Genomic DNA, 16,892 nt, shown 5'->3' on the forward strand with positions numbered 1-16,892 from the left:
CTTTCATGAGTCGCTGTCGGGGGGCGCAAGCGATCATGCATGCGGGGCGTAAAACGGTAGAACAGTACCGAATCCAGCTCGGCCAGGGAAATCGATCAAACAATTTCGTGTGTTACCAGCGCGTTGTTCAAATTATGAACTGGAACGTTCCATCGCTGCCATGGATCTTCACCCGATGGCCACTCCTGGACGCGCCCGCTCAGCCTGCGGGGATACGCCGGCCGGCGAGCCGCAGCGCGTGCTCGACGACGGACACGAGGACCAGCTTGGCCGACTCCCGCCGCCGCACGTCGCACAGGATGATCGGCACGTCGGGGTCGACGTCGAGGGCCGCGCGGACCCGGTGCACGTCGTACCGCGGGGCGCCGTCGAAGCAGTTGACGGCCACGACGAACGGCGTGCCGCGCTGCTCGAAGTAGTCGATCGCCGCGAAGCCGTCGGCCAGCCGCCGGGTGTCGGCGACGACCACCGCGCCGGCCGCTCCCCGCACGAGCTCGTCCCACATGAACCAGAACCGGTGCTGACCCGGCGTCCCGAAGAGATACAGCGCCACGTTGTTCCGGAAGGTGATGCGACCGAAGTCCATCGCCACCGTCGTGGTCTCCTTGGCCTCGACCCCGGACGTGTCGTCGACGCCGATCCCCACGCCGGTGAGGGCCTCCTCCGTGCGCAGCGGCCGGATCTCACTGACCGTGCCGACCAGCGTGGTCTTGCCCGCCCCGAACCCACCCGCGATGAGAATCTTGATCGCCGTCTGCGAGTCCTGCGCGGTGGCGCCGGAGTCAAAGTGTGAATGGCTCATCGGCTCACGCCCCCTCCGGCGGTCCGCCCGGGCTCCCGGCCGCCGAGCGGGCGGACGTGGCCAGATGACGGCGGACCCGCTTGACGAGCCGCGCCATCTCGTACGCGATCAGGCCGATGTTGGCATCGCCCTCGCTCACGACCGCCAGGCAGGTGCCGTCCCCCGCCGCGACCACGAACAGGAACGCCTTCTCCAGCTCGATCACCGTCTGGCGGACGCCCCCGCCCTCGACGCGCTCGCTCACCGTCCGGGCCAGGCTGTAGAGCCCGGCCGCCAGCGCGGCGAACCGCTCGGCCTCCGCCGGGTCCATCCCCTGCGACGTCCCCATCGGCAGTCCGTCGCCGGTAAGGATCATCGCGTGCCGCACCCGGGCGACACGCCCGACGAGATCGTCGAGCAACCAGTTCAGCTCACCGGTCGTATCCAGCATCCGCCCCTCACCTTCGCGCGGCTACTCATCGAGGTCCGGGGCCTGGCGGCCGCGCTGCCACCCCCGTTGAAGCGATGCCATGAGCGACCGGGTCTCCTCCGGCGGACGGGTCGTCATCGCGTCGCCGGCCGCCGGTTCGGGCGCGACCGGCTCTCTGCGGAGCTGCGGGGCGAGGTTCGCCTGGCGTACGCGCCTCGGCAGTTCGGGGGCGTCGGGGTCGGTCCATCCCTCGTACGGCGCCTGGATGTCGTCACCCGCCCAGCCGGAACCGGCCCAGTCCGGCACGGACCAGGCGGGCCGGTCGTCCGGCCACTGCGGTTCCTCCGGCCACGGGGCCTCTTCCGACCACGGGGCTTCCTGCGACCACTGGGCCTCGGCCTGCCACGGGGCACCGTCCGACCACTGGACCTCTTCCGCGCGTTCCCCCGCGCCCACCGGCGCGGTGAGCTCGAGCGGCGCGGCCGGCGACGGCGGGAGCGGCGCGGCGGACGGCGCGACCTCCGCGACGGCATGCCACGCCGGATCCGCGGGCGCCTCGACCTCCGCGACCGCGCGCCAGGCCGCGTCGACGGCGGGCTGCGCCGACCACGCGCCGTCGGAGTCGAACCCCTCGTCCCCCGCGAGCAGGTCCGGTGGGACCAGCACGACCGCCCGCACCCCGCCGTACGGCGAGGCGCCCAGCGTGACACGGATCCCGTGCCGGCCAGCGAGCCTGCCGACGATGAAGAGGCCGAGCCGGTCGCTGTCGAGCAGGTCGAACTCCGGGGGGTTCGCCAGCTTCTCGTTGGCCTCGGCGAGCTCCTCGTCGTCCAGGCCGATGCCGCGGTCCTCGACCTCGATCGCGTAGCCGTGGGCGACGAGCTCACCGCGGACCTGCACCTGGTTCGTGGGCGGGGAGAACGCCGTGGCGTTCTCGATCAGCTCGGCCAGCAGGTGCGTCGTGTCCGCGACGACGGCGCCGTCGAACGCCGCCGGGGTGGCGGCCTCGACCACGACCCGGGTGTAGTCCTCCACCTCGGCGATCGCCGCCCGCAGGATGTCCTTGATACCGACCGGCTCCTGCCAGCCGCGGGCGGGCGCCGCGCCGGACAGGATCGCCACGCCCTCGGCATGGCGGCGCATGCGCGTCGTGAGGTGATCGAGCGCGAACAGGTCGTCCAGAACGTCGGGGTCGCGGGCCCGCTTCTCCATCGCGTCGAGCATCGTGAGCTGACGGTGAAGCAGCGACTGGTTGCGCCACGCGAGATTGAGGAAGACCTTGTTGATGCCCTTCCGCAACTGCGCCTCGCCCACCGCGGCCTCGACGGCGGTGCGCTGCAGGGCGCCGAGGGCGTCCGCGACGCGGGCGACCTCCTTGCTGCCGCCGCCCCGGACCGGCGGGCTCTCGGCGTCGACGTCGACCTCCTCCCCCGCGCGCAGCCGCTTGACCAGCTGCGGCAGGCGGACCTGGGCCAGGTCGAGCGCGGCCCGCTGCAGCGCGGCCATCTCCCGCGCGAGCGTACGGCCGAACAGGAGGGAGACGACGATCGAGACCGCCAGCGCCACGAGCCCGACGGCCGCCGTGAGGGCGAGGAAGAAGATCGACCTCTGCTTGATCGGTCTCGTCTCGTCGGTCAGCCCCCGGCCGGCGTCGATGGTCGCCTGCGACCAGGCGGTCATCAGCGGCTCGACCGTCGCCTTCCAGGAGGCGGTCCGCGCCGGCAGCCGGGCCCCGGGACGCGCCCCGATGATCTCGTCCTCCAGCGACCGGAAGGCGGTGAAGTCCGGCGAGCCGGCGACCTTCTCCCACGGGGCGCGCAGGGAGATCTTCGCCCTCGAACGCGCCGAGTCGAACAGGTAGCGCTCGTTGTAGGCGCTACGCGCGAACATGTCGTAGGCCGGCGCGGTGAGACGGTGGCGCCTGGTCGTCAGCGTCGAGGTCACCAGGGCGTCCTCGCGCATCACGAGCTCGCGCGCCATCGCGGATTCGACCAGCGCCGTGCCCTGCTGGTAGATCTCCGCGTCGTCGACGACGATCATCGTGCCGAACACCCGGATCACCGACTCGATCAGGGTGCCGTAGTCCTCCATGACGCGGAGGTCGTCGGCGGACCCGGAGTCGACCCGGCCGCGCAGGGCGGCGAGCCCGTCGAGCTGCTGCCACAGGTCGTCGAGCCGCTGGCGGGTCGTCGGGTTCACGGAGCGCTGGGCGGCGTTCGACAGCGCGGACCTGCGGAACTCCGCCTGTGCGGCGTCCACGGCGGCCCGGCCGTCGGTGACCTCCTGCCCGTCCTCACGGCCCCCGCTGCTCAGCAGGACCGCCGACACCGTGCGTTCCCGCTGCAACGCGGCCTCGAGCTTCGCACCCGGAATGGTGACCTTCTGATACGCGGTCGACGCCTCGTACTTGCCGATCGCGTCACGGGAGGCGAGGAACGCGGCGAACGCCCAGACCCCGGCCAGGCAGATGATCGGGACGAGGCTCAGCACCAGCAGCCTGGTCCGCAGGGACCACCTGCCGGAACGCTTGGGAGAACGCATTGTGGCCTCGCCGTCTCCGTGCACATTTTCGGAAGATCAAGATCTTCGGGGGCTCAAATGGCACCACAGGTGCCGCGCGGGTGGCAATAGTCCCCCCGGGCCATCCGGGTTTCCCGCCTTCCGCACATCGAGCCCACTTTCGCACATCGAGGGCGCGCGAACCGCGTGAAGAACGAACCCGGCGGATTGGAGCGGATGGGAAACGCCGGTTCGGCCGGGGCATCGGCCGGATCGGCGGACATGACGGCGCACCGTGAGGAAGACTTCACTCAGCGGCAGATCGGCCGGGTATCCCCGGCCGGCACCGTTTCCGGCAACGCCGGCAGCCCGCGCGCCACGCGGGCACGAGCCCGTCAGGAGGCCGCCATGACGTTCCGCCCCGCATGGTCCGCCGCGCGGAACCGCCGCGTGCGCGGACCCGTCCTCGTCTCCGTCACCGCCTTAGGCGTCATGCTGCCGGGGACCCCGTCCGTCCTGGCCGCGCCGGGCGACGGTTACCTCCGGCTCGCGCACCTGTCCCCCGACACCCCCGCCGTCGACGTCTACCTGTACGCCGCGGGGCGCACCACTCCGCGCCTGGTGCTGAAACACGTCGGCTACGGCGCGTTCTCGCCGTACCAGCGGCTCGGTGGCGGCGCCTACACGGTCACGATGCGGCCCGCCGACGCGGCCTCGACCAGCCCGCCGGTGCTGTCGGCCCATGTCCGCGTGCGCGCGCGGGCCGCCTACACCGTCGCGGGCCTCGGCCCGTACAAGGGGCTCACGCTCCGGGTCCTGGAGGACACGCGCACCGCGCCGGCGGGCCGCGCGGCGCTCCGCGTCGTCCAGGCGTCGCTCCGGCGGCCCGCGGTCACCGTCACCGTCGGCCGCCGCACCCTCGTGAAAGGGCTGCGTTTCCCGGACGTCACGTCGTACCGTCCGGTGCGGGCGGGGGCGACCACGGTCCGCGTCACCGGCGGATCCAGCGCGCCGGTGACGTCGCGGCCGACCCTGCGCGCGGGTTCCGTGCACACGCTCGTCGTCCTCGACGGAGCGTCCGGTCCCCGCCTGCTCGACCTGCGTGACGCCGCGGCGCCCCGCCGGACGCCGCGCGGACCCGTCGAGGCGGGACTCGGCGGCCTGGCCGACCGGACCGCCGCCCCGCCGCGAGCGGCCGGCGCCCGGCCGTTCCGGCCGCCGACGGCGGCCTCCCGATGGACGATCCCACCGTCATGGACCGCGCCGCTCCGGCCGATCCCGCCGCTGCGGACGATCCCCCGAGGGGTGACCCCGCCGCCGTGGACGACCCCACGGGGGATGGTCCCGCCGCCGTCGGCGGCGTCCGCCCGGCTGTTCTCCTCCCCCGCCGCACCGGCCGGGGCCGGGCGCGCGGGCCGGTCCGGCGCGTACGCCGGCCCGGCGGCGCTGTGGATACCCGAGATCGGGGTGCGGACCGTTCTGGACCGCCTGGCGACGGATCCGCGCGGGCGGCTCCGCCCGCCCCGCGACCCGGCCCGCGCCGGATGGTTCGGCGACGGCATCCGGCCCGGTGACACGGGACCAGCCGTGATCACGGGACACGTCGACTCCCGTACGGGTCCGGCCGTGTTCACCCGGCTGGCGACCCTGCGGCCGGGCGGCCGGATCCTGGTCACCGACACGACCGGCCGGGTGGCGGCCTTCACCGTCGACCGCGTGCGGTCCTTCCCCAAGACGGCCTTCCCGACCGGGGAGGTCTACGGGGCGACCCCCGACCCGCAACTGCGCCTCATCACCTGCGGCGGCGCGTTCGACCCGGTGTCCGGGCACTACCGGCGCGACGTGGTCGTGTACGCGAGCCTCGCCCATGAGCCCGGATGACCGCCGGCCGTCCCCGCAGCGGCGGCCGGCGGCCGCACGCGGGCGACGGACCGAAAGTCCCTGTTCCCCGGGGCCGGCCGACGGTTATCGTCCTGCCATGCCGGAGGGCCGAGGGCGGCTGATCGCCGGGCAGTACCGCCTCGTCGAGGAGATCGGCCGAGGCGGCTTCGCGGTCGTGTGGCGGGCCCGCGACGAACGCCTGCACCGTGACGTCGCCGCAAAACGCCTGTTCCTCCCCGCGTACTCCACCGTCGAGCAGCGTTCCGAACAGCGTCGCCGAACGCTCCAGGAGGCCCGCTCGGCGGCGCGTCTCGACCATCCCGGCGTCGTCACCGTGCACGACGTCGTCGAGGACGGCGACGACCCGTGGATCATCATGGAGTACGTCGACGGACGGTCCCTCGGCGAGCTGGTGCGCACGCACGGGCCGCTCCCCCCGGAGCGCGTGGCCGACATCGGCCTGCAGTTACTCGACGCCCTGCGCGCCGCGCACCGGGCGGGAGTGCTGCATCGCGACGTCAAGCCCGGCAACGTCCTGCTCGCGGGGCGTCGCGTCGTGCTCGGTGACTTCGGGCTCGCGACCGTCGAGGGCGATCCGGTCCTCACCCAGTCCGGTGTGGTCATGGGCGCCCCCGCCTACCTCGCGCCCGAGCGCGCCCGGGGCGAACCCGCCGTGGCGGCGTCCGACCTGTGGTCGCTCGGCGCCACGATGTTCTACGCCGTCGAGGGCCGGCGGCCCTTCGCCGGCGGGAACCCGAACGCCGTGCTGCACTCGATCATCACCGAGGACCCGGCACCGGCGCCCCACGCGGGCCCGCTCGGCCCGGTCCTGGACGGGCTGCTCCGCAAGGACGCCGGCGATCGCCTCGGCGCCGACGCGACCGCCGCGCTCCTCGCGGCCGTGGCCGACCAGGCCGGGAGCGCCGGCCGGACCGGGCGGGCCGGCCAGGCCGCCGGACGATCCGCGGAACCGGGCGGCCACGGGACCGATCCGCCGGCCGACGGCACTGGGCCCGCGCCCGCCGGCCCGCTCCGCCCGGGCCGCGCCGGGCCCGGCGCGCGGACGTGGCACGGGCGCCATCGCACCATGCTCATCGCCGCTCCGGTGGCCGCCCTCGCGCTCGCCCTCCTGACCGTCCCGCACCGCACCCTCGACAACGCGTGGCGGACGCGGCCACGGCCCCGCCCGGCGAGCACGGTGCCACGCCTCCTGGCCACTCTCCCTGCGGGCCCGAGTGAGATCTACACCGTGGCCTTCAGCCCGGACGGGCGCGCTCTCGCCGCCGGGGGCGCGGATCACGCCGTACGGCTGTGGAACCTCGCCGACCGGCGGCTCACGACGACCCTCACCGGCCACGCGTACGACGTGTTCGCCGCGGCGTTCAGCCCGGACGGCCGGACCCTGGCGACCGCGGGGTACGACGGCAGGGTGCTGCTGTGGAGCGGCGACGGGCGGGCGCGGATCGCGACCCTGGACACGCACGGCAACGGCGTCAGCGCCCTCACGTTCAGCCCGGACGGCGCCGTCCTCGCGAGCGCGGGCGACGCGGTGCGCCTCTGGAGCGTCCCGGGCCACCGCGCCGTCGCGACACTGCCGGCGCACGGCGAGAGCATGTTCACCGCCGCCTTCGCACCCCACGGGACCACTCTGGCCACCGCGGGCACCTGGGCCATCCGGCTGTGGGACACCGCGCGGCCCGCCCGTCCCGTCACCGTGACGCGGCTGACCTCTCTGGTCGTGGGCATGGCGTTCAGCCCGGACGGCCGGACCCTCGCGGCCGGCGGCTACGACGGTCGCGTGCGGCTGTGGGACGTCGCCACCCACCGGATGCTGGGCTCCCTGCCCGACCTGCCCGGTCGCGTGAACGGCGTGGCGTTCAGCCCGGACGGCCGGATCCTGGCCTGCGCGGGCGGCGACACCGTGCTGCTGTGGGACGCCCTGGCCCGGCGTGCCCTGACCACCCTTCCGACGCGGACGGGCGTCGTCGACTCCGTCGCCTTCGCACCCGACGGGAGGATCCTCGCCACGGCCGGCGACGACGCGATCATCCGCCTCTGGAGCCTCCACTGAGCGGCTGATCGGCCGGCGCGCCGGAGCCCCGGTCCGGGACCTCCGGCGGCGCGGCGGCGCCGCCCGGAGACCCGCGTACGGGTGGCTCCGGGCGGCGATGGGTCGGGCCGGAGTCAGCGCGCGGAGAACGACCAGACGGTCGAGGTCCGGTAGGTCTGCCCGGGGCGCAGCACGGTGGAGGGGAAGTTCGAGTGGTTCGGCGAGTCGGGGAAGTGCTGGGTCTCCAGCGCGAACCCGTCGCCCTGGCGGTACTGCCGGCCGCTCGTGCCGTACAGCGTGCCGTCGAGGAAGTTCCCGGAGTAGAACTGGATGCCGGGCTGGTCGGTGTAGATCTTCAGCACCCGGCCGCTCGTCGGTTCGCCCACCTCGGCGGCGAGCCGGAAGCCCGAGCCGTTCAGCACCCAGTTGTGGTCGTAGCCCTGCCCGTAGGCGAGCTGCTGGAAGCCGTCCCGGATGCGCGCGCCGATCGGCGTGGCCTTGGTGAAGTCCATCGGCGTGCCGGCGACCGGCGCGAGCTGCCCGGTCGGGATGAGGGTGGAGTCGACCGGCGTGTAGCGGCTCGCGTTGAGGCGCAGCCGATGGTCGTAGATGCCGCCGGACCCCTCCCCCGCCAGGTTGAAGTAGGAGTGGTTGGTCAGGTTGACGATCGTGGCCTTGTCCGTGGTGGCCCGGTAGTCGAGGCGCAGGGACTTACCGCTGAGCGTGTACGTCACGGCGGTCTTGAGGGTGCCGGGGTAGTTCATGTCCCCGTCCGGGCTCGTGTACTCCAGCCGCACCCCGACCGCGTTCTTGCTCTTGACCTCCGTGGCGGTCCAGACCTTCGTGTCGAAGCCCTTCGGACCGCCGTGAAGGGTGTTGCCGTTGTTGTTGAGCGGCAGGTGGTAGGTCGTGCCGTCGAGCGTGAAGGTGCCCTTGGCGATGCGGTTGCCGTACCGGCCGATCAGGGCGCCGAAGTACGGGCCCGGGTTGTTCTTGGCGACGTAGTCGTCCAGCTTGGGGAAGCCGAGCACGACGTTGGCGCGGTGCCCGTGCCGGTCCGGGGCGTCGAGCTGCTGGACGATCCCGCCGTACGTGATGATCTTGACGCGGATGGCGCTGTCGCTGAGGGTGTAACGCCAGACCTTGGTGCCGTCCGGCATCGTGCCGAACAGGTCCTTGGTGATGGTCGGGCTCGACGTCGCGGCGGCGGTCACCGCCGGGAGCGCGCCGGCCACCAGCGCGGCCAGCGCGGCGACACCGAGGAGGCGGGTCTTGGTGAGGCGGAGGGGCACGAGTGCTCCTTTCTGTGGCCGATGACGGCCGGAATGCGGATCCGCCGCCCGTCCCCCGATCAGGCGGTCTCGAAATACCGTTGGCGGGAGGCCGCGAAGAGGCCGGTGACCTTCCTCGCTACAGGCCGTCGCCTTGTTCGATATTTCGAACGTCGTTCGAGGCCTGCGGGCAGACGCTAAATTCCCTCGCGACAACTGTCAAGGGACGTCATCGCCGACCTCTGTGAATGAACTTCCGGGTCGGCACGCGCGATCAGATAGGCGCTTTGCCCGGAAATGGTCCGCTCTCGCGAAATTTGTCGGGAATTGCGGTCAGGCGGCGCGCGGTTCCCCCCGGCACCCCGACCGCGAGCAGAGCGGTGTCGTCGTCGAGTCTTTCGCCGAAGCCGTCGAGCAGTCCGGCCACCGAGTCGATGACCTCACCGGGCGTGGCCGGTGCGAGCCTCTCGGCGAACTCGAGCAGGCGCTCCTCGCCGTACCGCACGCCCCTCCCCATGGGGGCCTCGGTCAGGCCGTCGGTGTAGAGCAGGAAGGTGTCGCCGGGTTCCAGCGTGGTGGTCGTGGCGGTGAACCCCGGATCGGGCAGGACGCCGACGAGGGGGCCACCCTGAGTGTCCAGGTATCCGGCGCGGCCGTCGGCGCCGAGCAGCATCGGGTACGGGTGACCGCCGCTGGCGAGGTCGACGCTGTAGGAGGCCTCGCCGGTTCGGGTGAACATGCCGGTGACGACCGTGCAGAACCGCGGCTCCGCGCCCTCGTAGCGTTCGAGCAGGGCGGTGTTGAGCGTGGTCAGAGCCGCCACCGGGTCAGGGTCGCCCAGCACCGCGGCGCGCAGCGTGTACCGGGTCAGGGACGTCACGGCCGCCGCTTCGGGCCCCTTCCCGCATACGTCGCCGAGGAAGAATCCCCACCGATCGTCACCCGCGGGGAACAGGTCGTAGAAGTCGCCGCCGAGGTCGTCCGGGGACGCCGTGCGGTAGTAGGCCCTGGCCTCCAGACCGGGGATCGCCGGCAGCGACGGCGGCAGGAGGCTGCTCTGCAGGATGGCCAGCACCTCCTGCAGGTGCTCGCGTTCGCGTTCGGCCTTGCGCCGCGCCTCCTCGGCCTCCTTGCGCGCGCGCAGCAGTTCCCGTTCGTACGCCCGCCGGTCGCGCGCGTCGAAGAGAGTGGTGCGGATCAGCAACGGCCGGCCTTCGGAGTCGGTCTTGACCAGCGAGGTCACCAGGACCGGCAGCCGCTCCCCGTCGGCCGTCCTCAGCTCCAGGGCGACGCCGTCGAGCTTCCCCTGCATCCGCAGCAACGGGGCGAAGTGGGTCTCGTGGTACAGCCTCCCGCCCACGGTGAGCAGGTCGGAGAACCTCATCCGGCCCACCACCTGGTCGCGGGTGTAACCGAGCCACCCCAGCAGCGTGCCGTTGACCTTGGCGATCTCCCCGTCCATCAGCGTGGACAGGTAGCCGCACGGGGCGTGCTCGTACAGGTCCTCGGCGCTGTCCTCCAGCAGCGCGGTGAAGGAGGCGAGTTGCGGCTCGTCGGTCTCGGCCGGGGTCGGTTCCCGGCGCGATCCGCGCATCACTGAGAGCCGTCGTCGGCGAAGGCGAGGATGGCGCGAGCGGTGATCTCGGGGGCGCTCAGCTGGGGGCAGTGACCGGTGGCGTCGAGGGTGATCAGCGTGCTGGCGGGGATGGCGGCGTGCACGAAGGCGCCCACCTCCCGGGGGGCGATGACGTCCTCCCGGCATTCGAGGATGAGGGTGGGCAGGCCGATGGCGGCCAGGTCCTTCCGGGTGTCGGACAGGAAGGTGGTGCGGGCGAAGACGGCGGCGATGTCCGGGTCGGTGGCGCAGAAGGCGTTCGTCAGCTCCTCGCCGAGCTCCGGGCGCTCGGGGTGCCCCATGATGACGGGCGCCATCGCGGCGGACCAGCCCAGGTAGTTGGCGTCCAGGGAGTCCAGGAGCTCGTCGATGTCCGCCGCGCTGAAACCGCCGCGGTACCCCGTCTCCGGGTCGTCGATGTAGCAGGGCGAGGGCACCAGGAGGACGAGCTTGGCGAAGCGCTCGGGCTCGGCCGCCGCGGCGAGGACACCGACCATGGCGCTGACCGAGTGACCGACGAAGATCACGTCCCGCAGGTCCAGCTCCTCGCAGATCTCGAGCACGTCCCGCGCGTAGCCGTCGAGCGAGCCGTAGCGTTCGGCGCTCCACGCCGACAGGTCCGACCGTCCGGAGCCCACGTAGTCGAACAGCACCACCTGGAAGTGCTCGGCCAGCGTCGGCACCACCAGGCGCCAGAGGTTCTGGTCACACCCGAAACCGTGCGCCAGCATCATCACCGGTCCACCGGTCTGCCCGGTGACCCGGACATTGTTCCTGCTCCGCACGTCCATCCCGACATCATCGCATCTGTACTGAATGTCCCTACCATCGGGCGAACGCCGCCCGGCGACCGGTCAGGAGGCGGATAAGGATGGAGGCGGCAGGCCACGCGGGGATCATTGACACCGTCAGACCGGGCTTTCTAGGCTGTCCGGGATTTCGTACGGCGTTCGGGAAGGCGGCCGTGATGGGGCGTGCGGTGCCCGCGGTGACTCGTGCCCTCGACATTCTCGAGCTCTTCCTGGACCGGCCGACCCTGTCCGCTCCGGAGATCACCGAGCGTCTCGGGCTTCCCCGGACGACCGTCCACGAGCTGGTCACCACGCTGACCGAGCGCGCGTACCTCATCCCGGTGCCCGGCCAGCCGACGCGCTACCGCCTGGGCATGCGGCTGTTCCAGCTCGGCAGCGTCTTCGCCGACCAGCTCGACCTCGCCCACGAGGCGCGCGAGGCCGCCCAGCGCGTCGCCACCGACTGCGACGAGACGGTCCACGTCGCGATCCTCGACGGCACCGACGTCGTGTACATCGCCAAGGCCGACAGCACCCATCCCGTCCGGATGGTCTCCGCCGTGGGACGCCGCCTGCCGGCGCACTGCACGGGCGTGGGCAAGATGCTGCTGTCCGGTCTGGCCCCCGAGGCCCTGGACGCCGCCTACCCGCTCGACGGTGAGCTGGCCGCCATGACCCACCACAGCGTCACCTCACCCGTACGGCTACGGGCGCACCTGGACGCCATCCGGCACCAGGGCCTGTCGTACGACGAGTGCGAGTCGAACGAGGCCGTGTTCTGCGTCGCCGCCCCCGTCTACGACCACACCGGCGCCATGGTCGCGGGGATGAGCATCTCGGTGCCGAGCATCCGCTGGGACGACCGGCGGCGCGAGGAGTGGAGCACCCTGGTCCGCAAGGGCGCGGCCGTCCTCTCCCAGCGTCTCGGCCACCGCCCCCGTACGGACGCGGAGCCCGCCCCCACCCCCTGACGCCGGCGCGCGACCGCCCGACCAGGACGTTGCCGCCGCCGTCAACCGGCGAATCCGGCGATTCCGGCGCCGGACCAGCCACAGCGGCGGCGACCAGTCGACCGCGGTGGCACGGCGGTGGCCTGGGCCACCCGGGGCTCACGTCGATCGCCCGGGCGGTGACGGGGTCACGCGGGGCGTAGCACGGCGACTCCGCGGGGATCCAGGCGCACCGAGGTGGCCGGGTCCGCTCCGGTCAGCACGTCGCGCATCGCCGCCGGCAACGCCACGTCGGCGGGGTCGGTGCCGTGGTTGAGGACGACGTACCAGCGGCCGGCCTCGGTGTCGCGGGCGCGGGCCTGGACGCCGCCGGGCAGGCCGGGCAGGACCGGTGCGACGCCGGCCGCCTCGCGGACGCGGTCGAAGAGGCGGCGCATGGTCGCCGGGTCGGGCCGGGTGGCGAGGTACCACGCGTCGCCGCGGCCGAAGCGGTGCCGGGTGACGGCCGGCCCGCCCGCGAGCGCGCCGGTCGTGAAGCGCTCGACGGCCTCGGCGCCCTCCAGTCGGACCTCCTCGGACCAGACGCTCCCGGATCCGCCGGGCAGCCCGACCGTCGCGTCCTCGGCGAGCGGGTGGAACTCCTCGACGCTCAGGCCCAGCATCCGCCGGAACGGCGCCGGGTAGCCGCCGAGGTGGACGCGGTCGCAGGGGTCCACGATGCCCGAGAAGAACGACATGACGAGCGTGCCGCCCTCCTCGACGTACCGCTCCAGGGTGCGCGCGGCGTCCTCGGAGGTCAGGTAGAGGTTGGGCACGACGACGAGCCGGTACCCGGACAGGTCCGCGTCGGGGCGTACGACGTCGCAGGCGACACCGGCGTCGTACAGCGGGCGGTGGCAGGCCCAGGCGGCGTCGAGGAACCGCACGTCGGCGCTGGGGTGGGCCGGGCCGTCGAGGGCCCACCAGCTCGGCCAGTCCAGCACCATCGCGGCGTCGGCCCGCGGCGCCCGCGCGCCGGCGAGGGCGCGGGCGGCGGTCAGTTCCCCGCCCAGCCTCCGTACCTCACCGAAGATCCGGGTCGAGGGGCCGCCGTGCGGGACCATCGCCGAGTGGAACTTCTCCGCGCCGCCCCGGGACTGGCGCCACTGGAAGAACATGACCGCGTCGGCGCCGTGCGCGACGGCCTGCCAGCTCCACAGCCGCATCGCGCCGCGCGGCTTGGGCGCGTTGCGGGGCCGCCAGTTGACCGCGCCGGGGGCCTGTTCCATCAGCAGCCACGGCTGCCCGTCGCGCAGTGACCGCATGACGTCGTAGGAAAAGGCGATCTTGGCGGTCGCGTCGGGGTCGAGGGGGTCGGGGTAGGCGTCGTAGGCGATGACGTCGAGGTGCGGGGCCCAGGTCCACTGGTCGACCGGCCGCAGCGACGGCGGGAAGTTGGTGGTCACCGGCACGTCCGGCGTGATCCGGTCCAGCACCTCCTTCTCGGCCAGGTAGCAGGCGAGCAGCTCGTCCGAGGTGAACCGGGCGTAGTCCAGCTCCTGCGCGGGGTTGGTGAACGGCGCGGGCGAGCGCGGCGGCAGCACCTCGTCGAAGGATCCGTAGCCCTGCGCCCAGAACCTCGTCGACCAGGCGTCGTTGAGCTCGTCGACGGAGCCGTACCGGTCCGCGAGCCAGCGCCGGAAGGCCGCCGCCGACACGTCGCAGTGGCAGGGGACGACGTTGCCGTACTCGTTGTTCACGTGCCAGATCGCGAGCGCGGGGTGGCCGGCGTAGCGGGTGGCGACCTGGGTGGCCAGGCGTACGGCGTGCTCGCGGTAGACCGGGCTGGACGGGCAGTAGTGCTGCCGCCCGCCGGGCGTGATCGTCGAGCCGTCGGCCCGTACGGTGAGCATCTCGGGGTGGGAGGCGGTGAGCCAGGGCGGCGGCGAGGCCGTCATGGTGGCCAGGCACGCGGCGACGCCGCCGTCGGCCAGCCGGTCCAGCACCCGGTCGAGCCAGCCGAAGGCGTACTCCCCCGGGCGCGGTTCGACCGACGCCCAGGAGAAGATGCCGACGCTGACCAGCGAGACGCCGGCCTCCCGCATCAGCCGTACGTCCTCGTCCCAGACCTCTTCGGGCCACTGCTCGGGGTTGTAGTCGCCGCCGTAGGCGATGCCGGCGCGGTCCCGCAGACCGGCGATCCGGTTCATCGGCCGCCTTCCGCGTCGATCCGGTCGAGCGGCAGCCACAGCCGCAGGTCGCGGCGGGCGGTCGCGAGCTGCTCGTCGGGGACCGCGCGGGCGAAGACCCGTACGTCCGCGATGGAGCCGTGGAAGCGGTCGACGCCGTCGAGGCGCCGGCCGACGTCGATGCCGTCGATGGTGAACTGCTTGCCCTCGGTCACCGAGCCGGCCGGGGCCGCCACCGAGGCCGCCTGGCCGTCGACCGTGAGGGACAGCCGTCCTTCCGCGCGCCGCAGGACGATGTCGTGCCACTGGCCGTCGTTGTACGCCTGCGTCGTGGCGACGGCGACGCTGCCCTGGTCGGTCTGGATGAACCCGCGGATGCGCTTGCTCCCCGGCTCGGCGCGCAGCCAGATCTCCGGCGCGCCGCTGCCGACGCGATACGCCCACAGGATCGTGTGGTTCCCGGTGGTGTCGGCGTAGCGGAACCGCGCCGACCAGGTGAAGTCGCCGGCGCCGAGGTCGAGGGAACGGTCCCACGGCACCTGGACGAAGTCGTCCACGCCGTCGAAGTCACCGGCCGCGGTCATGCCGCCGCGGACGTAGCCGTCATTGTGGTGGCCGGAGGCGTCCGGGGTGGTCGGGCCGGGCTGCGGCGGCTCCGGCAGGCCCGGCGGGGTGCCGTTGGGCGTCGCGAGGTAGGCGGTGTTGAACCGCGCGAACCGGATCTGCTCGTACGGGCCGGCCTGCCCCGCCTCGTACAGCAGGCCGAGCCGGTCGCGGCCGATGCTCACGAGGTCGGAGTAGGCCGACGGGCCCCAGTAGACGACCTTGCCGATCTTCTGGAAGTTCCGCCCGCCGTCGGCGGAGCTGCGGACCGCCATGATCTCGCGGGTGACCGGGTGGTCGGGCACGGACAGGTAGACCTTCCTGCCGACGTTCAGGACCGAGCCCTGCACCTTGGGCGCGTCCAGCCTCGGGAGGGTACGGAACGGGCGGTCGAAGGTCAGCCCGCCGTCGCTGCTCGTGGCGGTGTTCCGGTTGCCGGGGTCGGTTCCGGTGTTGTCGCGGGCGTTGACGTAGATCCTGCCGTCGGGGAGCTCGGTTGCGCTGAGCTCTCCGGGGCTGACGTCGTTGGTGCGGCGGGTGTCGTCGGCGCCGATCTTCCAGGTGAGGCCGCCGTCGTCGCTGTAGTTGAGGTGGCCGCCCTGCGGGCCGCCCTTCAGCGCGCCGCCGTCGCCCTCGTGGTTGGCCGGGACGATAAGGCGTCCCTTGTGCGGGCCGTGCCGGAGCTGGAGGGCGTGGCCGGGTCCGGTGGCGTACCAGGAGTTCCACTCCGGCTTCACGAGGTCGCCCGTGAGGTCGCGCGCGGCGGACCAGGTGGCGCCGTCGTCGTCGCTGTACTGCACGAACGGGTGCCGGATGGTGTCGTCGCCGCCGGGGTTCCAGGTCGTCATGAGGACGATCCGGCCGGTGCGCCGGTCCACGACCGGCGCCGGGTTGCCGCGGGTGTCGCCGTTGCCGGGCAGGACGACCTGCAGCGGCCCCCAGGTTCGGCCGCCGTCCGTGGAGCGCTTGAGCACCAGGTCGATGTCGCCCTTGTCACCGCAACCGTTCACCCGGCCCTCGGCGAAGGCGAGCAGGGTGCCGTCGAGCGCCTGGACGACGGCGGGAATGCGGAAGCAGTAGTAACCGTCGGTGTGCTGGGCGAACAGCACCTGTTCGTCGAACTCCGGTGCCGTCTTGGCCGCGGCGGCGCCGGCGGCCGTGAGCGGGAGCGCCGCGGCGAGGACCGCCACGACGGCGGTTCGGCGGGGGAACCTGAGGTGAGCCACGCTGGCCTCCGTACGGGTCAGATGAGGGCGGCTTCGGACAGGAAGGTCTTGACCTGGTCGATCTCGGCGGCGTCGAGCGGCACCTGCGGCAGCGCGGTCGTGGGGTGGTCGATGACGCCGCGCAGGTGCAGCGCCGCCTTGAACGCGCCCAGCGCGGAGGATCCGCGGCCCATGTGCGGGCCGCCGACGTTCACCAGCCCGAAGAGGCGGAACAAGCGCTCCTGCTCCTCGCGCGCGGCGGTCCAGTCGCCCCGCCTCGCAGCCTCGTACAGGCGGACGTAGGCGTGCGGGTCGACGTTGCCGAGCCCGGGGACGACGCCGTCGGCGCCCATCCACAGCGCGGAGTCGACGGTCAGCTCCGAGCCGGTGAACACGGCGAACGACTCCAGGCCCCGGTCCCGGCGGCCCAGGATCACCTGTCGCAGTCCGGCCTCGTCGCCGCTGGAGTCCTTGAGGCCCGCGAGCACGCCCTCGGCGGCCAGTTCCAGGAGCACGTCCGCGGGGAGCTTGCTGTGCACGGACACCGGCAGGTCGTAGGCGTACACCGGGAGGTCCGTGGCGGCCGCGATCGCCCGGAAGTGCGTGGCGATCTCCGCCGGATGGGTGCGGGTGTAGAAGGGCGCGGTC

General features: G+C 73.0%; 12 protein-coding genes. 3 read left to right on the top strand and 9 right to left on the bottom strand.

Features of this window, described 5'->3' with window-relative positions; translation table 11 throughout:
- Positions 1 to 199: 199 nt before the first annotated feature.
- From NE235_RS19085 to NE235_RS19095, 3 genes are read right to left on the bottom strand one after another with little or no spacing between them, the layout of a single operon-like run.
- Complete coding sequence (locus NE235_RS19085) at positions 200 to 802, bottom strand: GTP-binding protein (RefSeq protein ID WP_252804781.1); 603 nt, start codon at positions 800 to 802, stop codon at positions 200 to 202.
- 4 nt (positions 803 to 806) lie between these two features.
- The gene (locus NE235_RS19090) at positions 807 to 1,232 is read right to left on the bottom strand and encodes a roadblock/LC7 domain-containing protein (protein ID WP_252804783.1); all 426 of its coding nucleotides are present in this window, start codon (positions 1,230 to 1,232) and stop codon (positions 807 to 809) included.
- Positions 1,233 to 1,253: 21 nt separating this feature from the next.
- Positions 1,254 to 3,752: a sensor histidine kinase gene (locus NE235_RS19095; protein WP_252804786.1), complete on the bottom strand. Its 2,499-nt coding sequence runs from the start codon at positions 3,750 to 3,752 to the stop codon at positions 1,254 to 1,256.
- A 366-nt stretch (positions 3,753 to 4,118) separates the two neighbouring features.
- Between NE235_RS19095 and NE235_RS19100 the strand changes: the two genes are divergently transcribed.
- Together NE235_RS19100 and NE235_RS19105 are read left to right on the top strand one after the other, a co-directional pair.
- A complete protein-coding gene (locus tag NE235_RS19100; RefSeq protein WP_252804788.1) occupies positions 4,119 to 5,591 on the top strand; it encodes a class F sortase in 1,473 nt (490 codons plus the stop codon).
- Between the two features lie 97 nt (positions 5,592 to 5,688).
- Positions 5,689 to 7,662 (top strand): WD40 repeat domain-containing serine/threonine protein kinase, encoded by a 1,974-nt coding sequence (locus NE235_RS19105; protein WP_252804790.1) that lies wholly within the window; start codon positions 5,689 to 5,691, stop codon positions 7,660 to 7,662.
- A 113-nt stretch (positions 7,663 to 7,775) separates the two neighbouring features.
- Here the strand turns inward: NE235_RS19105 and NE235_RS19110 are convergent, their stop codons facing one another.
- From NE235_RS19110 to NE235_RS19120, 3 genes are all read right to left on the bottom strand, one after another.
- The gene (locus tag NE235_RS19110) at positions 7,776 to 8,933 is read right to left on the bottom strand and encodes an aldose epimerase family protein (RefSeq protein ID WP_252804792.1); all 1,158 of its coding nucleotides are present in this window, start codon (positions 8,931 to 8,933) and stop codon (positions 7,776 to 7,778) included.
- Positions 8,934 to 9,186: 253 nt separating this feature from the next.
- Positions 9,187 to 10,506, bottom strand: coding sequence for a PP2C family protein-serine/threonine phosphatase (locus NE235_RS19115; protein ID WP_252804793.1), 1,320 nt, complete (start codon positions 10,504 to 10,506; stop codon positions 9,187 to 9,189).
- A complete protein-coding gene (locus tag NE235_RS19120) occupies positions 10,506 to 11,318 on the bottom strand; it encodes an alpha/beta fold hydrolase (RefSeq protein WP_252804795.1) in 813 nt (270 codons plus the stop codon). Before NE235_RS19120 ends, NE235_RS19115 begins: the two co-directional genes overlap by 1 nt.
- 176 nt (positions 11,319 to 11,494) lie before the next feature.
- On the opposite strand from NE235_RS19120, the gene NE235_RS19125 reads away from it, so the two are divergent.
- Positions 11,495 to 12,289 (top strand): IclR family transcriptional regulator, encoded by a 795-nt coding sequence (locus tag NE235_RS19125; RefSeq protein WP_252804798.1) that lies wholly within the window; start codon positions 11,495 to 11,497, stop codon positions 12,287 to 12,289.
- A gap of 167 nt (positions 12,290 to 12,456) precedes the next feature.
- Here NE235_RS19125 and NE235_RS19130 read toward each other — a convergent pair whose 3' ends face one another.
- From NE235_RS19130 to NE235_RS19140, 3 genes are all read right to left on the bottom strand, one after another.
- Positions 12,457 to 14,457: a beta-galactosidase gene (locus tag NE235_RS19130; protein ID WP_252804800.1), complete on the bottom strand. Its 2,001-nt coding sequence runs from the start codon at positions 14,455 to 14,457 to the stop codon at positions 12,457 to 12,459.
- On the bottom strand, positions 14,454 to 16,265 hold the full coding sequence (locus NE235_RS19135) for an exo-alpha-sialidase (RefSeq protein ID WP_252804802.1): 1,812 nt from the start codon (positions 16,263 to 16,265) through the stop codon (positions 14,454 to 14,456). The genes NE235_RS19130 and NE235_RS19135 overlap by 4 nt, the downstream gene beginning before the upstream one ends.
- Positions 16,266 to 16,282: 17 nt before the next feature.
- On the bottom strand, positions 16,283 to 16,892 hold a 610-nt coding region (locus tag NE235_RS19140), incomplete at its 5' end, for a dihydrodipicolinate synthase family protein (protein WP_252804804.1).

This window comes from Actinoallomurus spadix (assembly GCF_024055725.1).
GTDB classification, from domain to species: Bacteria; Actinomycetota; Actinomycetes; order Streptosporangiales; family Streptosporangiaceae; genus Actinoallomurus; species Actinoallomurus spadix.